General features: G+C 69.0%; 16 protein-coding genes. 5 read left to right on the plus strand and 11 right to left on the minus strand.

Annotated elements, in window-relative coordinates:
- The first annotated feature begins 80 nt into the window (after positions 1-80).
- The gene (locus ODE13_RS06640) at positions 81-1,739 is read left to right on the plus strand and encodes a glycoside hydrolase 43 family protein (RefSeq protein WP_322478557.1); all 1,659 of its coding nucleotides are present in this window, start codon (positions 81-83) and stop codon (positions 1,737-1,739) included.
- A complete protein-coding gene (locus ODE13_RS06645) occupies positions 1,739-3,730 on the plus strand; it encodes a DUF6807 family protein (protein ID WP_322478558.1) in 1,992 nt (663 codons plus the stop codon). The genes ODE13_RS06640 and ODE13_RS06645 overlap by 1 nt, the downstream gene beginning before the upstream one ends.
- 55 nt (positions 3,731-3,785) lie before the next feature.
- Here the strand turns inward: ODE13_RS06645 and ODE13_RS06650 are convergent, their stop codons facing one another.
- Genes ODE13_RS06650 through ODE13_RS06665 form a run of 4 tightly spaced genes read right to left on the minus strand, consistent with a single transcriptional unit; the run spans position 3,786 to position 9,451 of the window.
- The gene (locus ODE13_RS06650; RefSeq protein WP_322478559.1) at positions 3,786-6,113 is read right to left on the minus strand and encodes a glycosyl hydrolase family 95 catalytic domain-containing protein; all 2,328 of its coding nucleotides are present in this window, start codon (positions 6,111-6,113) and stop codon (positions 3,786-3,788) included.
- Between the two features lie 56 nt (positions 6,114-6,169).
- Positions 6,170-7,108: a carbohydrate ABC transporter permease gene (locus tag ODE13_RS06655; RefSeq protein ID WP_322478560.1), complete on the minus strand. Its 939-nt coding sequence runs from the start codon at positions 7,106-7,108 to the stop codon at positions 6,170-6,172.
- A 17-nt stretch (positions 7,109-7,125) separates the two neighbouring features.
- The gene (locus ODE13_RS06660) at positions 7,126-8,082 is read right to left on the minus strand and encodes a sugar ABC transporter permease (RefSeq protein ID WP_322478561.1); all 957 of its coding nucleotides are present in this window, start codon (positions 8,080-8,082) and stop codon (positions 7,126-7,128) included.
- 28 nt (positions 8,083-8,110) lie between these two features.
- Positions 8,111-9,451, minus strand: coding sequence for an ABC transporter substrate-binding protein (locus tag ODE13_RS06665; RefSeq protein ID WP_322478562.1), 1,341 nt, complete (start codon positions 9,449-9,451; stop codon positions 8,111-8,113).
- 274 nt (positions 9,452-9,725) lie between these two features.
- Here ODE13_RS06665 and ODE13_RS06670 point away from each other — a divergent pair, with 274 nt between their 5' ends.
- Positions 9,726-10,154, plus strand: coding sequence for a universal stress protein (locus ODE13_RS06670; protein ID WP_322478563.1), 429 nt, complete (start codon positions 9,726-9,728; stop codon positions 10,152-10,154).
- 181 nt (positions 10,155-10,335) lie between these two features.
- Here the strand turns inward: ODE13_RS06670 and ODE13_RS06675 are convergent, their stop codons facing one another.
- The 4 genes from ODE13_RS06675 to ODE13_RS06690 form a co-directional block, all read right to left on the minus strand.
- Entirely contained in the window at positions 10,336-11,241 is a 906-nt protein-coding gene (locus ODE13_RS06675) for an NAD(P)-dependent oxidoreductase (RefSeq protein WP_322478564.1), read from the minus strand.
- A gap of 28 nt (positions 11,242-11,269) precedes the next feature.
- The gene (locus tag ODE13_RS06680) at positions 11,270-12,631 is read right to left on the minus strand and encodes a Gfo/Idh/MocA family oxidoreductase (protein WP_322478565.1); all 1,362 of its coding nucleotides are present in this window, start codon (positions 12,629-12,631) and stop codon (positions 11,270-11,272) included.
- Between the two features lie 204 nt (positions 12,632-12,835).
- A complete protein-coding gene (locus ODE13_RS06685) occupies positions 12,836-13,684 on the minus strand; it encodes a carbohydrate ABC transporter permease (protein WP_322478731.1) in 849 nt (282 codons plus the stop codon).
- A 118-nt stretch (positions 13,685-13,802) separates the two neighbouring features.
- A complete protein-coding gene (locus tag ODE13_RS06690; protein WP_322478566.1) occupies positions 13,803-14,735 on the minus strand; it encodes a sugar ABC transporter permease in 933 nt (310 codons plus the stop codon).
- A 445-nt stretch (positions 14,736-15,180) separates the two neighbouring features.
- On the opposite strand from ODE13_RS06690, the gene ODE13_RS06695 reads away from it, so the two are divergent.
- Complete coding sequence (locus ODE13_RS06695) at positions 15,181-16,326, plus strand: mandelate racemase/muconate lactonizing enzyme family protein (protein WP_322478567.1); 1,146 nt, start codon at positions 15,181-15,183, stop codon at positions 16,324-16,326.
- Positions 16,327-16,336: 10 nt separating this feature from the next.
- Entirely contained in the window at positions 16,337-17,533 is a 1,197-nt protein-coding gene (locus ODE13_RS06700; protein WP_322478568.1) for a glycerate kinase, read from the plus strand.
- Positions 17,534-17,541: 8 nt separating this feature from the next.
- On the opposite strand, the gene ODE13_RS06705 is transcribed toward ODE13_RS06700, so the two are convergent.
- The 3 genes from ODE13_RS06705 to ODE13_RS06715 all read right to left on the minus strand — a co-directional run bounded on the left by ODE13_RS06705 (position 17,542) and on the right by ODE13_RS06715 (position 19,631).
- On the minus strand, positions 17,542-18,081 hold the full coding sequence (locus ODE13_RS06705) for an NAD(P)H-dependent oxidoreductase (protein WP_322478569.1): 540 nt from the start codon (positions 18,079-18,081) through the stop codon (positions 17,542-17,544).
- Positions 18,082-18,174: 93 nt separating this feature from the next.
- The gene (locus ODE13_RS06710; protein WP_322478570.1) at positions 18,175-18,363 is read right to left on the minus strand and encodes a hypothetical protein; all 189 of its coding nucleotides are present in this window, start codon (positions 18,361-18,363) and stop codon (positions 18,175-18,177) included.
- A 152-nt stretch (positions 18,364-18,515) separates the two neighbouring features.
- Positions 18,516-19,631 carry a pirin family protein gene (locus ODE13_RS06715; RefSeq protein WP_322478571.1) on the minus strand — a complete coding sequence of 372 codons (1,116 nt, stop codon included), beginning with the start codon at positions 19,629-19,631 and terminating at the stop codon, positions 18,516-18,518.
- Between the last annotated feature and the right edge of the window lie 34 nt (positions 19,632-19,665).

Consider the following 19,665-nt stretch of genomic DNA (forward strand, 5'->3'; position numbering starts at 1 on the left):
CTGGGCCGCCCCTCTGGTGCGAGAGGGGCGGCCCGCCCCCCCGTCAGCTTGAGCCAACGACCCCGGCAGAGAAGGACCCGATGGACCACCCCCACCTGATGACCTCGTCCCCCGGGCCCTCCTCCACGGCCGACCCGAGCACCACCCGGTCCGGGGCGACGTACTCCAATCCGATCCTCGACGCCGACTGGCCGGATCCGGACGCCATCCGGGTGGGCGAGGACTACTGGATGGTCGCCTCCAGCTTCAACCGGGCGCCGGGGCTTCCCGTGCTGCACTCCCGGGACCTCGTGAACTGGGAGCATGTGACCAACGCACTGCCGGCTGTGCCGCCGGCACCACACTTCGCCGCGCCTCGCCACGGTCAGGGCGTCTGGGCACCGAGCCTGCGCCACCACGACGGCGTCTTCCACATCGTCCACCCGGACCCGGACCACGGCATCTTCGTCACCTCCGCGACGGACCCCCGGGGGCCGTGGAGCACCCCGCATCTGCTGCTGGAAGGCCGCGGGCTCATCGATCCCTGCCCGGTGTGGCACGAGGATGGCAGCGCCCATCTGGTCTTCGGTTGGGCGCGGAGCCGCGCCGGGGTGAAGAACCGGATCAGCCTCGTGGAGGTGGATCCGCAGCTGCGTGGACCGTTGGACGACGCCCGGGTCATCATCGACGGCGATGCCATACCCGACTGCACCACGCTGGAAGGCCCCAAGATCTACCGCCGGGACGGCTGGCACTGGATCTTCGCCCCGGCCGGAGGGGTCGCCACCGGCTGGCAGTACGTGTTCCGCTCCCGGAACATCGCCGGCCCGTATGAGCACCGGATCGTCCTCGAGCAGCACGACTCCGACATCAACGGCCCGCACCAGGGCGCCTGGGTCACCACGCCTCAGGGCGAGGACTGGTTCCTGCACTTCCAGGACCGCGGCCCCTTCGGCCGGGTGGTCCACCTGCAGCCGATGCGCTGGGGCGACGACGGATGGCCCCGCCTGGGCGAGCCGGTGGACGAGATCAGCGGCCGCCCCGTGCGCCGGCACACGCTGCCTCATCCGCCATCGTCCACCGGGGCCGCATCCGGTGCGCCGCCGCAGCGCGAACCGTCCCGCAGCGACGAGTTCCGCAGCACCGTGCTCGCCCCCCGCTGGCACTGGCAGGCCAACCCGCAGCCGCACTGGCTCCACGTTCGGGGGGATGGCACGGTGGACCTCGCAGCCCTGCCGGTCTCGACCGAGGACCTGCGTCAGCACGGCGCTGTGCTGGGCCAGCAGCTGCCGGGCCGGGCCAGCCGCTGGACGACGCGTCTCCATCTGACCGGGGCCGTCCCCGGCGCGCAGGCAGGCCTGACCGTCCTCGGAAGCAGCTATGCCTGGATCGGCCTGGAGCAGAGGCCGGACGGCACCTGGTTGATCTGCCGCACGGGCGACGACGCCGGCGAGAACGTGGTGCACGAGGAGCCGGTCTCCTCCGCAGTGGAGCTGAGCATGGCCCACGACGACGACGCCCGAGCCACCTTCCGCTGGCGGCACCACCCGCAGGACGACTGGCACGACGTCTCCCCCAGCTTCACCGCCACCAAGGGACGGTGGATCGGGTCTGAGGTCGGGCTCTTCGCACGGTGCGTCTCCGGTGCTCAGGCCGGTGCGTCGATGCCGTCCGGTCCTGCGGACGGAGGCACGGCTCCCCGTGACGCCCGCGGTGTATTCTCTGCCGTGACGGTCTGTATGGACGGCAGGAGAGTGTGATGGGACGGGTGCTGAAGGACGGCCCGAAGATCGGCGAGGTCGCCGTGGCCGCGGGCGTCTCTCGGGCCACCGTCTCCCGAGTCATGAACGGCCAGGACACTGTCGCCCCGGACATCGCCGACCGCGTGAGGGAGGCCGCCGCGCAGCTGAACTACCGCCCCAGCACCCTGGCCCGCAGCCTCTCCCTGGGGCGCTCCAGCACAGTAGCCGTCGTCGTGCCGGATCTGCGCAACCCGATGTTCCACCAGGTGCTGCGCGGCGTCATGGACGCCTCCGAGGCGCAGGGCTACCGCACCCTGGTGGCCGAGACTGCGGACCGCACCGCCGATGAGGCCACCCTCGCCCAGGAGGCCCGGACCCGCTGCGATGCGCTCATCCTGGTGAACCCGCGCATGCCGCAGCAGACCCTGGATGAGCTGCTGCCCCAGCTGCGCCCCGTGGTGCTGGTCAATCGCACCAGTTCCCACGCGGACATCCCCAGCCTGGTGATCGACCACGCCCAGGGGATCCACCGGCTGGTGGAGCATCTCACCAGCCTGGGCCACCGGCACCTCGCCTATCTGGGCGGGCCCGACGGCAGTCTCTCCGACATCCCCCGCCGGGAGGCCCTGGAGACCTCGCTGACCCGCCACCCCGATCTGCGGATCGACCAGCTGCCGGGCGGGGCGACCATCGACGCGGGATTCGAGGCAGCCGAGCAGGTGCTGGCCTCGGAAGCCACTGCCGTGGTGGCGTTCAACGATCTGACCGCCTTCGGGCTGCTGGCTCGCCTCAACGAGTCCGGGGTGAGGGTGCCGGACGGCCTCTCGGTCACCGGCTTCGACGACATCGAGCTCGCCCGCTATGCGAATCCGGCGCTGACGACCGTCAACGTGCCGCACGCGGAGCTGGGACGCCGGGCCTGGCAGCTGCTGGCCGAGGCCATTGCCGCCGCTTCAGGCAGCACAGCTCCGGGGCCTACGCGGGGCACCGCACCGGAGACGTTCACCCCGGAGCTCACGGTGCGCACCAGCACCGGCCCGGTGCCGCCGGCCCGGGAGCTCACCGCCCCCTCCACCGATCTCTCCGGCACCGCCCACCGACCCGCTCGTGGATCCGCGGGCGACGACGACGGGGCCCGCTGGTCCCGGCGCGGCGCAGGCTGGCAGTTGCGGCTCGGAGAGCTGGTCCTCGCGCACAGCATGGGCGGGGAGCGGATGCCGACGGTCCACAGCCCTCGACCCCACCTGCACCCGGTGCGGAGTCTGCGTGGGCGGCTGCTGACGGACCGCAGCCCGGATGACCACCGGCATCATTACGGCGTCTCCATGACGATCCCTGATGTGGACGGCACCACCTACTGGGGCGGTCGCACCTTCGACGCCGACCACGGCCCGATGCTGCTGCCGAACCATGGACACCAGCATGTGGAGCACATGGAGACTCTCCACGGAGGGGCCACGCTGCACCAGCAGATCCGCTGGAGCGACCAGGACCAGCGCCTCCAGCTGCAGGAGAGCCGGGAGATCACCGGGACCGGGATGGCGGAGACGGAGGCCTGGGCGATGCGCTGGTCCTCCCTGCTGCGGGCGGAGCGGCCGCTGACCATCGCCAGCCCGGCGGTCCGGGGCCGCCCGGGTGCCGGCTATGGAGGCTTCTTCTGGCGCCTGGCATCCGGCGCGGAGGTGGAGGTGATGAACTCCGAAGGGGTTCAGGACGTCCATGGGACACCCGCCCGGTGGGTCTCGGTGGCGGTCCGCCACAACGATCAGTGGGCGAGCCTGGTGCTGGCCCAGCAGTCCGAGGACCCGTCGCCCTGGTTCGTGCGGGCCTCCGACTACATCGGGCTCGGTCCGGCCCTGGCCTGGGACGTCCCGCTGACGCTGGCCGCCGGTCAGGTGCACCCGGTGGAGCTGCTCGCCGTCGTGGTGGATCGACGGGTCGGCGCCGGCGAGGTGGACCGCCTGCTGGAGCTCGGTGAAGGCCGGGTGCGGGCTGCCCGGAGCGCCTGATCATCCGGGCCGGGAGCGGCGTCAGCGGAACCACCGGTGCCGGCCCCGCACGCTCTCAGCCGCGCCGCAGCTCCAGGGTCAGCGGCTCCTCCCCCAGCTCCACGGTGCGGCTCGGCGTCCCGTCGGCGTGCCGCCAGCCGGTTCCGGCCGTGACCTCCAGCCACCGTGACGTCCAGGCCGCCTGGGACCCGGGGCGACGGCGCAGCGTCGCGCGGGCGTGACCCGTGCCCCAGACAAGCTCCTCGAGGATGAGCCCCTCCGGTCCACACAGACCGCTGACGGCGCCGGTGGACCACCTCTCGGGCAGCGCCGGCAGCAGGACGGCCTGGCCGGGCCGGCTGGTCAGCAGCATCGCAGCGACAACGGCCGGGAAACCTCCCGAGGCGTCAGCGTTGAGGATGGATGACGGGTCGTGGGTGGACATCATACTGGGGTGCCAGTGCTGCTGGGCGAGCGTGTGCACGATCCTCAGCGCCAACTCGGCCTCGCCGAGGCGGGCCGCCACCACACCGAGCTCGCACAGGCCGAAGGCCATCTGCATGGTCTCCGGCGGGTCCGACTCGCGGTAGGTGAGCCGCTGCCGCACCGTGGTCAGGGCGGCAGCCCGCATCTGCGGGGTGTCGAAGACCTCGTCCCCCTCGGCTCCGAAGGCGTACAGGTGGGAGGCGTGCCGATGGTGCGGCTCATCAGGGAAGCCGGGGTGCGCCCACTCGGCCAGCGCGCCGTCGGGGGTCAGCATCGGCGCCGGGAGGCTCTCCCGCAGCCGAGCCCAACGCCGGGCATGCGTCTCATCGCCGACCAGCCGCCCGATCCGGGTCGCCACGACGGCGGCGTCGCGGATCGCAGCGATGTCGGAGGTGGCGTCCACGGCCAGGGGGTTCGACGCCCGGTGCGGGGTGTTCTCCGGCGAGTAGCTGGGCACCAGATGGGCGGTGCCGTCGTGGTGGTGCACGGCGGTCTCGCAGCAGCGCATCACCTCCTGGGCGAAGGACCACAGCCACGGCAGCAGGGTGGTGTCTCCGGTCGCCGAGAACAGGTCCCAGCCCTGCCGCAGCACCCAGGACCCGCAGCCGATCCAGAAGAGGTGAGGAAATTCCACGGAGAAGTGGGTGGAATGCCCGTGGGTGCTCAGCCGAGCGGGCAGCAGCAGCCCTTCGGCGCCGAGGACCCGGCGCGCATTCTCTCGGAAATCCGGCAGGTGGCGGGAGATCAGTCGCAGCAGACTCCATCGCAGCTCCGGCATGCCGGTGGAGATCATCGAGGCGGTCGCCCCCAGCGTGACGTTGCCGTTGAGCGTATAGTCCCCGGACCAGGCCGGAGACCGGGTGCCCTGCCACAGGCCCGTCAGGTTCGGCGGCAGCACCCCGGTGGAGGAGATGATCGTATGCCGAGAGGCCGCGTAGACCAGCTCCACCAGGGCATCTTCGGCTGCGGGCTCGCCCTGGCGGGCGGCGGCGAGCAGCTCCTCGGTGGACCGATCGGTCCAGGAATGCTCCGCGGCCTCGTGCCGCACCCCGAGGCTGAACCGGCTGCGCGCTGCCAGCACCTCCCGCGGCGTCGACAGGCATGAGGCGTTCGCGCCCAGGAGGGGGTCATGGGCCGGCGCCCCCTCCACCGTCACATGGAGCCGCAGCACGGTCTCGACTCCGGGCCGCAGGGGCAGCCGCGCGACGACGGCGCCGTCGCCGTGCCGCTCGGCCTCCGGCAAGGGGCCCACTGTCGTCTCCGCCGTCTCATGAGCTGTCCGCTCGGCGCCGACGCGCAACCGTGCCTGCCCCTCGTCAAGGACAACGTGGGACCGCATCTGAGCGGCGGGGCCCTCTGTGGACGAATCCCCGCCCCCCTCCGAGAGTCGCAGTCCGAGCTCGCCCGAAGCCTGGGAGCTGAGCGTGAGGAGGACGCTCTGCTGACCGTGGTGCGGCTGCATCCGCAGCGTCTGCCGGCCTCGACGGGCGTCCTCCCAGCTGATCTCGGCGACGCCGGTGCTCAGATCCACGTGCCGTCGTCGGCTGCCCGGCACGGGTGCGGCCTCCGGATCGGTGATCGTCAGCCGTGCCGCCGGGACGAAGGGATCCGTCCAGATCAGGGACCCGTCCGGGCTGTGCTCGGCGGCCGCGGCGGCCAGCAGATCACCGGCTCTCGCGGCGTCACCCTCCATCATCGCCTGCCGCATGCCCGGAAGTCGGGACCGCAGATCCGGCGCCGGACCGCGCGGATTGACCGGGAGGAAGAACTCCTCATGGGTGAGGTCCACCCGGTGCTCCCCGGGAGCCCCGTGCAGGAGGGCGCCCACCCGGCCGGTGCCCACCGGGATGCCATGCTCCCAGTCCTCTCCGGCGGAGATGCTGGTGAACGTGGCAGGGGGCGGAGATGGCGCGACCATCCGATTCCTCTCAGCTGAGGGTGATACCCCTGGCAGGACGGGCCGTCACGCCAGGATCACTTCAGGCCTGTGGTGGCGATGCCCTTGACCAGGTATTGCTGACCCATGATGAAGAATGCCACGATCGGAAGCAAGGACACCACTGACATCGCGAACATCGGACCCCACGCGGACTGACCTTCGGCATCCATGAACTGCCGCAGAGCCAACGGCACGGTGTAGAGGTTGGGATCGGTGATGTAGATGAGCGGGGAGAAGAACTCGTTCCAGGTGCTGATGAAGGTGAAGATCGCCGTCGTGGCGAAAGCGGGCACGCACAGCGGGGCGATGATCTGGAAGAAGATCCGGAACGGACCGCAGCCGTCGATCCGGGCGGCGTCGTCGAGCTCCTTGGGCAGGGCCCTCATGAACTGGACCATCAGGAAGATGAAGAAGGCGTTCGAGGCCAGGAAGTTCGGCACCACCAGCGGCAGGTAGGTGTTCAGCCAGCCGAGCTCGGAGAAGATGATGTACTGCGGGATCAGCAGCACATGGCCGGGCAGCATCAGAGTGATCAGCGCCAGTCCGAAGAAGAACCGCCGTCCCGGGAACTCAAGACGGGCGAAGGCGTAGGCGGCCAGAGCCGAGCTGACCACGGTGCCCACGATGCTGAGGCTGACCACGATCGCCGAGTTGACGATGTAGTGCCCGAAGGGGTGCTGCAGCGAGTTCCAGCCGTCCGCGTAGTTCTCGAACCGCCACTCCGAGGGCCACAGCCCCTGCTCGGTGAAGATGTTGGCATCCGGCTTCACCGAGCTGGAGAGCATCCACAGCAGCGGATACATCATCAGCAGCGCGACCCCGCACAGGATCACATGCCTCAGGAACCTCCGCTGGGCGGTGTCCTGGGCGTCCACCGGACCGGGATCGAGGTCCCCGGAGTCGCCTCGAGACCGCTGTCTCCGGGTCAGTGCACGGGCCGCCGTCGGGGTGGCCGTGGTGGTGGGGATGGCCATCTCAAGCCTGCTTTCTGTCAGTTCTCGTAATAGACCCAGTACTTCTGCGCGATGAAGTTCACCGCGGTGAACGCGGCGATGATCACCAGCAGCAGCCAGGCCATGGCTGAGGCGTAACCCATGTTGAAGCGGCTGAAGCCCTCGATGTAGAGGTTCAGGTTGTAGAAGAGCGCTGAGCCGGCCGGCCCTCCGGAGCCGTTGGAGAGGACGTAGCCCTGGGTGAAGGTCTGCAGCGTCCCGATGGTGGCCAGCACCAGGTTGAAGAAGATGATGGGGCTGATCAGCGGCAACGTGATGGATCGGAACTGCCGCCATCGGGTGGCGCCGTCGACGGCGGCGGCCTCGTAGTACATGGTGGGGACCTGTCGCAGCGAGGCGAGGAAGATCACCATGGGGGCGCCGAAGGTCCAGACATTGAGGATGATCAGTACGCTCAGCGCCGTGCTGGGGTCAGAGACCCACGCCGGACCGTCGATTCCGAACCAGCCCAGGAAGGTGTTCACGATCCCCCGGGTGCCGAAGATCTGCCGCCACAGCATGACGATGGCGACGCTGCCGCCCAACAGCGAGGGCAGGTAGTACACGGCTCGGTAGAGCGGAAGTCCCCGCAGGCCTCGGTTCAGCGCGAGCGCCACGCCGAGAGCCGCGATCAGCGACAGCGGCACCGAGACCAGCGTGTAGGTGAAGGTCACGATCAGCGACTGGCCCACCCGCGGATCCCGGAAGAGCTCGATGAAGTTCTCGAGGCCCACCCAGCTGGGCGGGGTGAGCAGGTCATAGTCCGTGAACCCTAGGTACAAGGACGCGCCGAAGGGCACGATCGTGAACAGCATCCCGAGGAACCAGGGCAGCAGGAAGATGTATCCGGCCCACTGGATCGGGCGGCGCCGTCGTCGTGTCCTCCGCTGCGGTGACGGCGTCGGCCGCGCCTCGTCGGACGCCCGCTGGGGGGCCTCGGTCGCCATCACCGCCATGTCAGGCTCCTCCTTCTCGACACCCGGATCATGCCAGTCCCATGGCGCTGTCGGCCGTCTCGCGAAGTCGGGCGGCGGCCTCCTGCGGCGTCAGCCGACCGAACTGGACCTCTTCGTCGATCTCGGTCAGCATGTCCTGCACTGCCGAACCTCCCGCCGGATCCGGGCGGGACTCGGGCAGATCCTCCTCGGACAGGTCCATGAGGTACTGCATGGACTCCTGGTCGGCCTCGCTGAGGGAATCGGCGATCTCCTCGGCGACGGCTTCGCTGCAGGGCAGGCCCCGTGTGACCCCGACGGCGGCGTTGCCCTCGGCGTCGTTGACGATGAAGTTGAGAAGGTCCAGGGCGCCTTCGACGTTCGGGGCCTCGGCACCGATGGACCAGTACATGGCTGTGTCGATCGACATCCCCCGACGCACAGACTGCACCTCGCCCGGAAAACGGCAGAGCTGCAGCGGACCATCGACGACCTCGCCGTGGACCTCGAGGTTGTTGGTGGGAATGACCTGCCCGGCCACACGGCCCGCCGCGATGGCTGACTCGGCGGCCGAGCTGCCGGTCACGTCGAGGAATCCCGCCGGCGGAAGTCCCCCACTCTCGCGCTGCTCCACGGACATCTCGAACCACGCGGCCAACGTCTCCTCGCTGGCGCCGAAGAGGCCGTCCTCCGTATAGACGTCCTCCCCGGCCTGCCGCACCCAGACCACCAGGTTCTGGATGGTGGTGAAGGAGAGGTCGACTCCGTAGACCTCGTCGCCCCCGGACCGTGCGGCTTCGGTGATCTCCCGGCTGAAGTCCCAGAGATCGTCCCAGGACCAGGTCAGGTGATCGGGAACTTCGGCCCCGTAGCTGCCCGCCAGGTCCGTGTTGATGATGAACCCGACCGCGTTGAGACCAGCAGGGATGCCGTAGAGGTCATCGCCGACGCGTCCCAGGGGGTAGGTGTCAGGCACATCGCTCAGGTCCAGGACGTCGAGGTGGTCATTGAGGTTGAGCAGCGTCCCGCGATCCGCGTACTCCCGGAGGCCGTCACGACGCTGGTTCATGATGTCGGGGATGTCTCCGGCGGCGAACCGTGTCGCCATCCGGTCCTGATAGGGACCGGAGTCCGCGTAGTCGGTGACGATGGTGACGTCGGAGTGACGGCCCCGGTAGACGTCGAGCATGGCTTCGGTCTGCTCGGACCGTGCCGCATCGCCCCACCAGATCATGTTGATCGAGTCAGCAGCTCCGCCCGCGGAGGCGCTGCCGCCCCCGAACCGATCGCAGCCGGCGAGGGTCAGCGCGGCCGCACCTCCCATGCCGAGGTTGAGCAGTGTGCGTCGGGAGAGCCCCGAGCGCGCCGTGTGTCGCCGATCCAGTTCCATGCAGACCTCCTTGTCGCTGGTGACGGATCCCCGCCACACCGGCTAGAAACCGGTTTCTCGTTGTGAGTGAGCGTCACGATACTCTGTGATTCAGAACACTTTCAACAGGTCGCAGGGGCCTGGATCATGCCCGTTGCATGTCTCTCCATGCCCAGCGCGCATGAAGCCGGCACAGCCCGGGGGACTGAACGACCCACCACACCCACTCCCGCGACAACGCGTCCTCGACTACGCTGAACACGTCACATCGCGCAGTCCCATGAAGGAGCACACCATGTCAGGTCCGATCATCGTCGGCGTCGACGGCAGCCCCACGGCCCGCAAGGCCGCAGAGAAGGCCCGCACCCTCGCCATCAAGCTGAACGCCCCGCTGCATGTGGTCTCGGCCTACGCCGACGACCGCACCGAGGTCGTCAGCAGCGGATCGGACCAGTGGGTCGTCTCCGACGCTGACAACGCCCGCTACATCGCCGAGAAGGTCGCCGAGACCCTCAAGGCGCCCGAGGCGGAGATCCTGCCCCGCTCGGTGCACGGCAAGCCTGCCGATGCGCTGATCGGCTATGCGGAGAAGGTCGACGCCGACATCATCGTCGTCGGCAACCAACGCATGCGCGGCGTGAGCCGAGTGCTGGGCAGCGTGGCCAACTCGGTCTCGCACAACGCCACCTGCGACGTCTACATCGCCAACACCTACACGGACTGACGCCCCGCGTCACCACCAGCGCGACGACGGCCCCGGCAGATCACTGCCGGGGCCGTCGTCAAGTCAGATCCTGTCACCGCTGCTCGCGGCTCACGCCATGCGGTCTTCCACTGTGTATCCCCTTCTTGTTCGTCTGTCCCCGTGGAACTCCACGGGGACAGACGAACAAGACGGGGACAGATCAGGAGACCCGCTCACTCACCAGCTCGGTGCGCCAGCTCCGCCTAGGCTCCCAGCCGAGCACCCGGCGGGCCTTCTCGATGGAGAACGCCGGAGCATCCCCCGTGAGCTCCCCGGCCAGATGTGCCAGGGCGGGGAAGTGCTCCGGGATCAGTTCGGCGAGCGGCCGCCGGGCCAGCGCGTCCTTGGCCCCGACGAAGAACACCGAGCCGTTCTCCACCTGGTCGATCTTGGCCAGCAGCGTCAGCAGGAAGTCGGTGACGTCTCGGGCATCCACATAATTGAACATCGCCACCGCGGAGAGCGCCGGGTCGTCGAGCCGTTCGGCCAGCGTGTGGCCCTGCTGGGTGGGAGCGCCCTCCCATTCCTCCGGAGCGATCACGTAGCAGGGCCGGAAGGAGACGAACGTGACCTCATCCGTCTGCTGGGCGAACATCGCGGCCACCTGCTCGGCCACATGCTTGCTCAGCCCGTAGGCATGCCACGGCTGCGGCGGCACGTCCTCATCCAGGGGCAGCCGCGGCGGCACCCAGCCGGCAGGGGATCCGTATCCCATGATCGAGGGGCTGGAGGCGATCACGACCTTCGTGGCCCCGGAGGCCACGGCCGCCGCGGTCACATTGTGCGCGATCCCCGCGTTGGTCTTGAGGATCACGTCCTCGGGAGCGCTGAAGGGCACGGCGATGGCGGCCAGCGAGACCACCGCAGTCGGTGCCAGCTCCTCAAAGAGCTCCCGCGTGGCCTCAGCATCGAGCAGGTCGATGCTGCGATACGCCACCCCGTCAGTGGGCTCCTCGGGCAGCGCGCGGTCCACGCTGATGATCTCGTGCTCGGTGGCGGCGAAGCCTGCCACCACGCTGCGGCCCAGGCGGCCCGAGCCGCCGGTGACGATGATGCGTTCGGCCATCGGAGGTCTCCTGTGCTCTGCTCGAGTGTCAGTTCGCGACGGCGGCGGCGCCGGCCGCCTCGGAGAGGCCCAGGTCGACGTCGGCCACCCGGACCGGGCCGCCGCTCTCCAGGGACGTGTTGCCGCACACGCCCACGATGATCGCCTGGATGCCGTCGACCAGCCCTGCCGGGCGCTTGTACGGATCCTCGCCGGGACCGTTGAAGATGTCGGCCAGCAGCAGCCCGTCGCCGCCGCCGTGGGACCCTTCGCCCTGGACGATCTCGATCTCCTGAGCCTCGCCCCAGTGCCGCTGCAGCACCAGGCGCTCCCCCTTGGAACGGAGCGCTCCGGACTGGCCGTCGTCCGAGACCGAGGGGTCCACCGGGGCCCCGCCCTCGGCCGGGAGCACGGCGGCCCGCTCGACCACCTCGAGTTCCAGCCGACCCTCGGTGCCGTTGACGGCCACCTGGTAGCCCTCCCAGGGCGCGTGGGCGTTGAGCGAGTAGTTCAGCACCGCGCCGCGGGCGTAGTCCACGATCAGCGCGAGGTTGTCCTCGATGGTGATGCCCTCGCCGAAGACGTCCTGGTCACGGATGTAGCCGTCGTGGTGCTCGTTGTCGAGGTAGAGCTTCTGCAGCTTCTCGTCACTGCGCAGGTCCAGCGCGAAGGGGTCCTGCTCGGAGCCCTCACGGGTGCCGCGCTCAGCCGGAGCGATGCCCCGAGCCGCGGCGTTCTCCGCTCCGTAGAACTTCAGTCCCCCGGAGGCGTAGACGCGTGCCGGGGCGTCGGCGAGCCACCAGTTGACCAGGTCGAAGTGGTGGGAGGCCTTGTGGATCAGCAGGCCACCGGAGTTCTTCTTGTTCCGGTGCCAGCGGCGGAAGTAGTCGGCGCCGTGGACGGTGTCGAGCACCCAGGTGAAGTCGATCGAGGTGACTTCCCCGATCTTCCCGTCGAGGATGGCGGCCTTCAGCGCGGTGTTGCGCGGAGAGTACCGGTAGTTGAAGGTCACGATGACCTCGCGCCCGGTGGCCTCCACGGTCCGGGCGATCCGCGCACTGGACTCTGCGTCCACGGTCAGCGGCTTCTCCACGACGACGTCGGCGCCTGCCTCCAGGGACTCGACGATGTAGTCCGCGTGAGTGAAGTCAGGGCTGGTGATGATGACCCGATCGATGCCCTCGGCCTGGATGCGAGTGGTCAGCTCAGCAGGGTCGAAGGTCGCGATCTCCGCGCCGTGGACCTCCGCGATGCGCTGCTGGTGGTAGGCCGCGCGGCCAGGATTGGTGTCGGCCAGTCCGACGAGCTCGGCGACGTCGGCGTGGGGTCCGTGGATCGCGTCGATGTACATCTGGCAGCGGCTGCCCATGCCGATGATCGCGTAGCGGGTTCGTGTGTTCTCAGTGCTCACGGGGGAGCCAGCTCCTTCTGCGGTGTGCGCTGGGGATGTCCTCCCCAACAGTCTTGTCGTGTCGGCAGGGAATGAGAAGGCGTGCTCTCATGCTTTCCGTGGATCGCAGGTGTTCCGTCGGGGTATCTCACCCTGAGACGCCGACGACGGCCGCCCGCCGCGGGGAGCGGCGGACGACCGTCGTACGGACGGTGCGGCACGGACCTACTTGATGCCGGTGGTGGCCATGCCCTTGATGAGGAACCGCTGACCGAAGAGGAAGATCAGGAACAGCGGCAGGATCGAGATGATCGACATCGCGAACATGCCTCCCCAGTTCGACTCGCCGGTGGAGTCGATGAAGGCTCGCAGCGCCAGTGGCACCGTGTACATGTCCGGCGAGGTCAGGAAGATCAGCTGGCTGAAGAAGTCGTTCCACGTCCACATGAAGGTGAAGATCGTGGTGGTCGCCAGGGCGGGGACCATCAGCGGCAGGATCACCTGGAAGAAGATCCGGATGTGACCGGCGCCGTCGATGCGGGCGGCCTCGTCCAGGTCCTTCGGGATGCCGCGGATGAACTGCACCATCAGGAAGATGAAGAACGAGTCCGTGGCGAGGATCTTGGGCACGATCAGCGGCAGGAACGTGTTCACCCAGCCGAGGTTCGAGAACAGGATGTACTGCGGAATGATCACCACGTGCACCGGCAGCATGATGGTCAGCAGCATCGCCGCGAACATCGGGATCTTGAACTTGAAGTCCAGGCGGGCGAACGCGTAGGCCGCCATCGAGCAGGCGATGAGGTTCGCCAGGATCGAGGCGAAGACGACGATCGCCGAGTTCCACAGGAAGTGGCTGAACGGATGGCTCAGCGCGTTCCAGCCCTGGACGTAGTTGTTGAACTCCAGGGTGGTGAGCAGGATCCCCGGCTCCCGGAAGATCGCCTCGTTGGGGCGCAGCGAGGAGACCAGCATCCACAGCAGCGGATAGATCATCGCCAACGAGGCGAGGATCATCAGGATGTGCTTGACGGTGGCCTTGACCGCCCGCTGGGTCGGCGTCGTCGACTTCATCGGCGCCCGGTCCTCGGAGGTGAGGGAGCTCGCCCCGGCCAGGGCCGCTGTCGCGTCGGCCTTCTGGGCTTCGGCGCGGCTCTTTGCCGGCGCGCCGGACGGTGTGGTCGTCGTGGAATCAGTCATCGTAGTGCACCCAATACTTGGAGAGCCAGAAGTTGACGGCGGTGATCGAGGCGATGATCAGCACCAGGAGCCAGGCCATGGCTGAGGCGTAGCCCATGTCGAAGCGGCCGAAGCCCTGCTGGTAGAGGTACAGCGTGTAGAACAGCGTGGAGTCCGCCGGGCCGCCGGAGCCGCCCGAGACGATGAACGCCTGCGTGAAGTTCTGGAACGCGCCGATCAGCTGCAGCACGAGGTTGAAGAAGATGATCGGGGTCAGCAGCGGGATGGTGATCGCGAAGAACTGCTTGAACCGGCTGGCGCCGTCGATCGAGGCGGCCTCGTAGTACATGTCCGGGATCTGCCGCAGACCGGCCAGGAAGATCACCATCGGGGCACCGAAGGTCCACACGTGGAGGATGATCAGGGTGCCCAGCGCGGTGTCCGGGCTGGAGACCCAGCCCTGACCCTCGATCCCGACCATGGCCAGCAGCTGGTTGATCAGGCCCGAGTGACCGAAGATCTGGCGCCACAGCACCGCGATCGCCACGGAGGAACCCAACATGGACGGCAGGTAGAAGACTGAGCGGTAGAACGACAGGCCTCGCATGCCGCGGTCCAGCAGCATGGCGATCGCCAACGACACCGCCAGCTGGATCGGCACTCCGACGAACACGTAGGTGAAGGTCACCTGGATGGAGTTGTGCAGGCGATCATCCCCGAGCATCCGGGTGATGTTCTCCATGCCGATCCACTCGGGCGACTGGAGCAGGTTGTAGTTCGTGAAGGCCAGGTACAGGGACGCGGCCATCGGGAACAGGGTGATGCCGATCAGACCGATGGTCCACGGCAGCAGGAACAGGTGGCCTGCCTTGTTCTCCTTGTGCTTCCGCTTGCGCCCCCCTGCGGGGCCCTTCTTGAGCTGCTGGAGCTCGGCGACGACGCTCATGGCGCCGCCTTCCGACCCACGGCGGGACGGTGCTCCGCGCCGGGATCGATGCTCTGCATCTGGGACAGCATCGCTGCCTCCTCGAAACTTTGGGAAATCGCTTTCCGTGTACGTGCTGTCCACGGTAAGTGAGGCCACATTGTGAGGTCAAGCACACCGATCGCTGTGAATACAGGCTGAACGGCAGTCGCCGGGCTCACGGACGGCACGGACACTCTCTGACCGCGCGAACATCCCCGGAAAACCGGGGAACACCAATTGAATCGTTTTTTCTCATGTCATCTGGGTATCAATCCATGCATCCTCACCCGTGGACGGCATCATGAGACCCCACTAGGCTCGGAGACGCAGCCCACGACGACCTCACCGAAGGCCCGCGCGGACTCACCCGCTCCACTGACTCCTCTGCTCGCCCGCCCGTTCCGCCCCCCCACCCAGGAGAGAGATGGCCGAGAGCCTCCCCACCGTCGCAGGCATCGAGCTGCTGCTGACCTCCATGCCGTTCTCCGCCGCGCGCCGGGTGATCGGCGAGGAGTCGATCGACGAGTACAACGCCTCCTCCCACACCTTCACCCGGATGGAGTCCCTGCTGGTGAAGCTCACCGACTCCGATGGCGCCGTGGGCTGGGGCGAGGCGTTCGGCCACCGGACCAATCCGGCCACCTGGGCCGCACTGGAGGGCATCGTCGCCCCGTTCCACCTCGGACGCCCCGCCGATCCGGCGACCGTCCGTCGAGATGCGGAATACGCGTTCCATGCGTTCGGGCGTACAGGACCGGTGCATTTCGCCCTCTCCGCGGTGGACATCGCCCTGTGGGACCTGGCCGCCCAGCGTGCCGGGATGCCGCTGCGCCACCTCCTCAACCCGCAGTCCCGGGACACCATCGACTGCTATGCCTCCCTGGTCCACTACGGGGATGACCCGGTGGAGGTCGCCCACCACATCTCGCGAGCTCAGAAGGCCGGATACACCTCCTTCAAGCTGCACGAGTCCTCCCCCGAGTCTGTCGCGGCGGCCCGCGCCCAGGCTGGCCCGGAGGCAGGCCTGATGACTGACGTGAACTGCCGCTGGGATGAGTCCGAGGCCTCCGCGGCGCTGGAGGCCTTCGCCCCCGCGGATCTGCTCTGGCTGGAGGAGCCCGTGTTCCCCCCGGATGACACCGCCGCCCTCGCCCGGCTCAACGCCCGGCACGGCAGGATCTCCGCCGGGGAGAACGCCTCGGGGGTCCAGGGGATGGTGGAGCAGATGCGCGCTGGGGCCGTGGACTACGCTCAGCCCAGCGTGGGAAAGATCGGCGGAATCTCGGCGATGCGTGAGGTCTTCGCCGCCGGGGAGGAGACCGGAGTCGCCGTCGTCCCCCACTGCTTCTACTACGGACCGGCGCTGAACGCCTCCGCAGAGCTGATCGCCACCCTCGGCGAGGAAGTGCGCTTGGAAGTGCCGTTTCTGCAGTGGCCGCAGCGACTGCACAGCCTGCACGGGGCCGGGCCGCGGATCACTCTCGGCGATGCCCCCGGGCTCGGCTTCGTCCCAGATGAGCGGGTGCTGAGCGAACACCTGGTGCGCCGGGCCGTGGTCCAGCCGTCGTAGAGTCATCATCATGAGCCACCTCACAGCAGCACCGCGCGTCGTCTGCGTCCCCGATTCGTTCAAGGGCTCCGCCAGCGCCGCCGAAGCTGCGGCCGCACTGGCCCGAGGCGCCCGGCAGGTCTTCCCTCAAGCGGAGATCATCGAGCTGCCCTTCGCCGACGGCGGCGAGGGCACCTTGGAGGCGCTGCTGGCGGTCTGGGGGCAGGAGGCCGAGCAGATCGAGGTGGTCGACGCCATCGGCCGCCCCGGCACCGCCCTGGTGGGCCGCTCGGCTGACGGCCGGACTGCCGTCCTCGAAGCAGCCCAGGGCAACGGCCTGCCTCAGGTCAGCGACGTGCCGCTGCAGCCTGGCCGGGCCGACACCTACGGAGTGGGGCTCATCGCGCGGCACCTCCTGGACAGCGGCCCTCAGGGCGGGGAGCTGGCGGTGGGCGCCCGGGTGGAGGAGGTCCTCCTCTGCATCGGCGGTTCGGCCAGCACTGACGGGGGCACTGGGCTCCTGCGCGCCCTGGGCGTGGAGTTCCTCGACACCTCCGGCGCACCCGTGGCCCCCGGCGGACAGGGGCTGACCCAGATCGCCTCGGTGGACACCACGGGGCTGCACCCACGGGCCGCCGCGGTTCGCTGGAGGATCGCCGTAGACGTGGACAACCCGCTCACCGGGGAACGTGGCGCGGCCGCGGTGTTCGGCCCGCAGAAAGGCGCGGACGACGACGCCGTCGCGGCGCTCGACGCCGGGCTCTCCCACCTGGCCGAGGTACTCGCCGCACACACCGGAGTCTCTGCAGAGCAGTACCGTCAGGCCCCAGGCTTCGGCGCGGCCGGCGGCATCCCGGTGGGCATGGTGAGCCTGCTCGACACCGAGGTGGTGCCAGGCTCACAGATGGTCGGCGAGGCCGTGGGACTGGCTGAGACGCTGGCCGAGGCGGACATCGTGCTCACCGGGGAGGGCTCGCTGGATTCCCAGTCCCTGGGCGGGAAGGTGGTGGAGGCGGTGCGACGTCACGCTCCGCAGGCCGCCGCCGTCGTCGTCGTCGCCGGGACCGTGAAGCTCAGCGCGGCCGAATGCCGGCAGGCGGGGCTGACGGGGGCGTTCTCCATCGCCCCCGGCGCAGCCGCCCTGGAGGAGCTGCTGGAGCGGGCTCCGGAGCTGATCGAACAGAGCGCCGCCCAGGCCTGCGGACTGCTGGCCCACGGGGCGGGCTGACGCTCTTCTCAGGAGTGCTGCTCCACCCAGGTGGTCAGGGCGTCCATGTATTTGGCCGCCCGGCGGACCAGTGCCGCGTCGGCACCGTCCTCAGCGAAGGTTCCCTCGGTGACCTGCACGGCCATCAGCGGGGTCCCCATGAGCTTCACCCCAAGCAGGGGCAGGAAGCTGCGCAGCTGGGTCTGGCCGTTGATCGTGCCGAACCGACTCGGCGAGGCCCCCGCGATCCCCATCGGCGTGCCGGCCAGCACGCCCTGCTTCGGGGGCCGGGTGAGGATGTCGAGGGCGTTCTTCACCGGTGCGGGAAAACTCTGGTTGTGCTCGGGGCTGACGAGCAGCAGACCGTCGACCGCGGCGGCCTCCTTCTTGAAGGCGGACATCTCTTCAGGGAACTCCGCGTCGAGGTGCCGGTCATAGAGCGGCAGCGGCCGGATGTCGATCTCCGCCAGCTCCGCGCGCTCGGGCGCCTGAGCCACCAGAAGCTCGGCGAGCTTCCTGTTCACCGAGTCCTCCGCGAAGCTGCCGACGATGTACCCGATCCGCACCATGGATGATCCTCCTCTGTCGGTGACGTGACTGACCTGGCCAGTCTCACATGACCGGCGTCACCGAGGAGAGAGGCATCTGGTGCGGACGGCCCCTCACAGCCAGCGGAAGTCCCCCGAACCACCGACCCTCCAGCGTCTGGCCGTCTGCTCGGCTTCGAATCGCAGGTAGGCCCGCTCACGGGCGCGGGCGCGTCTGATCTCGCGGGCCAGCGCCCGACGACGCCGACGCCCCTCGCGCCGCGCCTCAGGCGTCTCAGGCGTCTCAGGCGACCGGGGCGGCACCGTCGACGTCTCCCGCCGGGGGTCGGGGGTCGGTGATGTGCATCCGGCCTGTGGGTCTGCCGTGGACGCTCTCCGCATGGTTTCCGTCATGGAACTCACGCTACGGAGCTATGCGGTCAGATCCTGTCCTCAACCGGAGACAACACAGGGCGTCAGCCGCGGGGCTTCATCCGTGCGGTCGGCAGCGCCGGGGCCGGCAGCGGCGCATCCTGGCCGGGAGGGAAGTCACCGAACTGCGGAAACGGGAGGCCGTCCTCATACGTCGCACCGGCGAGCGCCTCACGCAGCTCTCCCTGCACAGGTGCCCCGAGTGCGGCATCCGTCCGCACACTCATCGGCGACCCCGGCGGCGGCGTCTCGAAGCCCATCTCCGCCTGGTAGGCGGCCCGGTACGCGGCGACCTCCTCGTGGGATCGGCCTACGAAGTTCCACCACATGACGATCTGTTCATCCAGTGGCTCCCCGCCGATCAGCAGCGCCAGCACCGGCTCCGCACCGGCCTCGACCCGCAGCACGGTGGGACCGGCTCCGACCACGCCCAGATGGTCGGCTGGGATGTCGGCTCCGTGGAGGCGCACCGCGCCGCGGACCGAAAGCAGCCCGTGCTCATGACCGGGGGGCACCTCGATGTCCAGCACCGCCCCGGGCTCCAGTCGCAGTTCCGCGCCGGTCAGCGGGATATAGGTGCGCGCCGGGGAGCGGCTGCCCAGCAGCTCACCGAGGAAGACCTTCGCCTCCCAGCCTTCACCGGCGACGGTCTCCGGACGGTGCGCATCCAGGGAGGGCTCCACGAAGCGGTGCTCGTCCGGGAAGGCGTACCAGAGCTGCGCGCCGTGCAGCATCGTGGTGTCCGCCGCGGAGTGCTCGGAGTGGCTGATCCCGCGGCCGGCGTTCATCAGTGCCAGCTCACCGGGCCGGACGGTGGCCCAATGTCCGGCGGAGTCGAGGTGGTCGATGCGCCCGGAGAAGAGCCAGGAGACGGTGGCCAGGCCGGTGTGCGGGTGGCGGGGGATGCGCATGGGCCCGAACTCGGTGACATCATGCGGTCCGAAGAAGTCCAGGAAGCACCAGGCACCGACCAGTGAGCGGGCGCGCTGGGGCAGAGTGCGGCGCACGTTCATCGCTCGGGGACCACCCAGGGGGACATCGCGGGGCTCGAGCACCTCCACGCCGGATTCAGCCACCGCGACGCCGTCCCGCAGCCCTCCGGAAGCCTGGGAACCGTTGACGCAGAGCTGCTCCTGCGGGTCACGCTCAGTGTTGCTCATGATGCCCCCTCCGCAGACCGGGAGATCCGGCCGT

Origin of the sequence: Nesterenkonia sp. HG001, from assembly GCF_034438835.1 — a bacterium.
GTDB classification, from domain to species: domain Bacteria; phylum Actinomycetota; class Actinomycetes; order Actinomycetales; family Micrococcaceae; genus Nesterenkonia; species Nesterenkonia xinjiangensis.

What these genes read in the sequence shown, in the direction of transcription:
- ODE13_RS06640 (WP_322478557.1), top strand. Translation starts at nt 81, where the DNA reads ATGGACCACCCCCACCTGATGACCTCGTCCCCCGGGCCCTCCTCCACG.
- ODE13_RS06645 (WP_322478558.1), top strand. Translation starts at nt 1,739, where the DNA reads ATGGGACGGGTGCTGAAGGACGGCCCGAAGATCGGCGAGGTCGCCGTG.
- ODE13_RS06650 (WP_322478559.1), bottom strand. Translation starts at nt 6,113, where the DNA reads ATGGTCGCGCCATCTCCGCCCCCTGCCACGTTCACCAGCATCTCCGCC.
- ODE13_RS06655 (WP_322478560.1), bottom strand. Translation starts at nt 7,108, where the DNA reads ATGGCCATCCCCACCACCACGGCCACCCCGACGGCGGCCCGTGCACTG.
- ODE13_RS06660 (WP_322478561.1), bottom strand. Translation starts at nt 8,082, where the DNA reads ATGGCGGTGATGGCGACCGAGGCCCCCCAGCGGGCGTCCGACGAGGCG.
- ODE13_RS06665 (WP_322478562.1), bottom strand. Translation starts at nt 9,451, where the DNA reads ATGGAACTGGATCGGCGACACACGGCGCGCTCGGGGCTCTCCCGACGC.
- ODE13_RS06670 (WP_322478563.1), top strand. Translation starts at nt 9,726, where the DNA reads ATGTCAGGTCCGATCATCGTCGGCGTCGACGGCAGCCCCACGGCCCGC.
- ODE13_RS06675 (WP_322478564.1), bottom strand. Translation starts at nt 11,241, where the DNA reads ATGGCCGAACGCATCATCGTCACCGGCGGCTCGGGCCGCCTGGGCCGC.
- ODE13_RS06685 (WP_322478731.1), bottom strand. Translation starts at nt 13,684, where the DNA reads ATGAAGTCGACGACGCCGACCCAGCGGGCGGTCAAGGCCACCGTCAAG.
- ODE13_RS06690 (WP_322478566.1), bottom strand. Translation starts at nt 14,735, where the DNA reads ATGAGCGTCGTCGCCGAGCTCCAGCAGCTCAAGAAGGGCCCCGCAGGG.
- ODE13_RS06695 (WP_322478567.1), top strand. Translation starts at nt 15,181, where the DNA reads ATGGCCGAGAGCCTCCCCACCGTCGCAGGCATCGAGCTGCTGCTGACC.
- ODE13_RS06700 (WP_322478568.1), top strand. Translation starts at nt 16,337, where the DNA reads ATGAGCCACCTCACAGCAGCACCGCGCGTCGTCTGCGTCCCCGATTCG.
- ODE13_RS06705 (WP_322478569.1), bottom strand. Translation starts at nt 18,081, where the DNA reads ATGGTGCGGATCGGGTACATCGTCGGCAGCTTCGCGGAGGACTCGGTG.
- ODE13_RS06715 (WP_322478571.1), bottom strand. Translation starts at nt 19,631, where the DNA reads ATGAGCAACACTGAGCGTGACCCGCAGGAGCAGCTCTGCGTCAACGGT.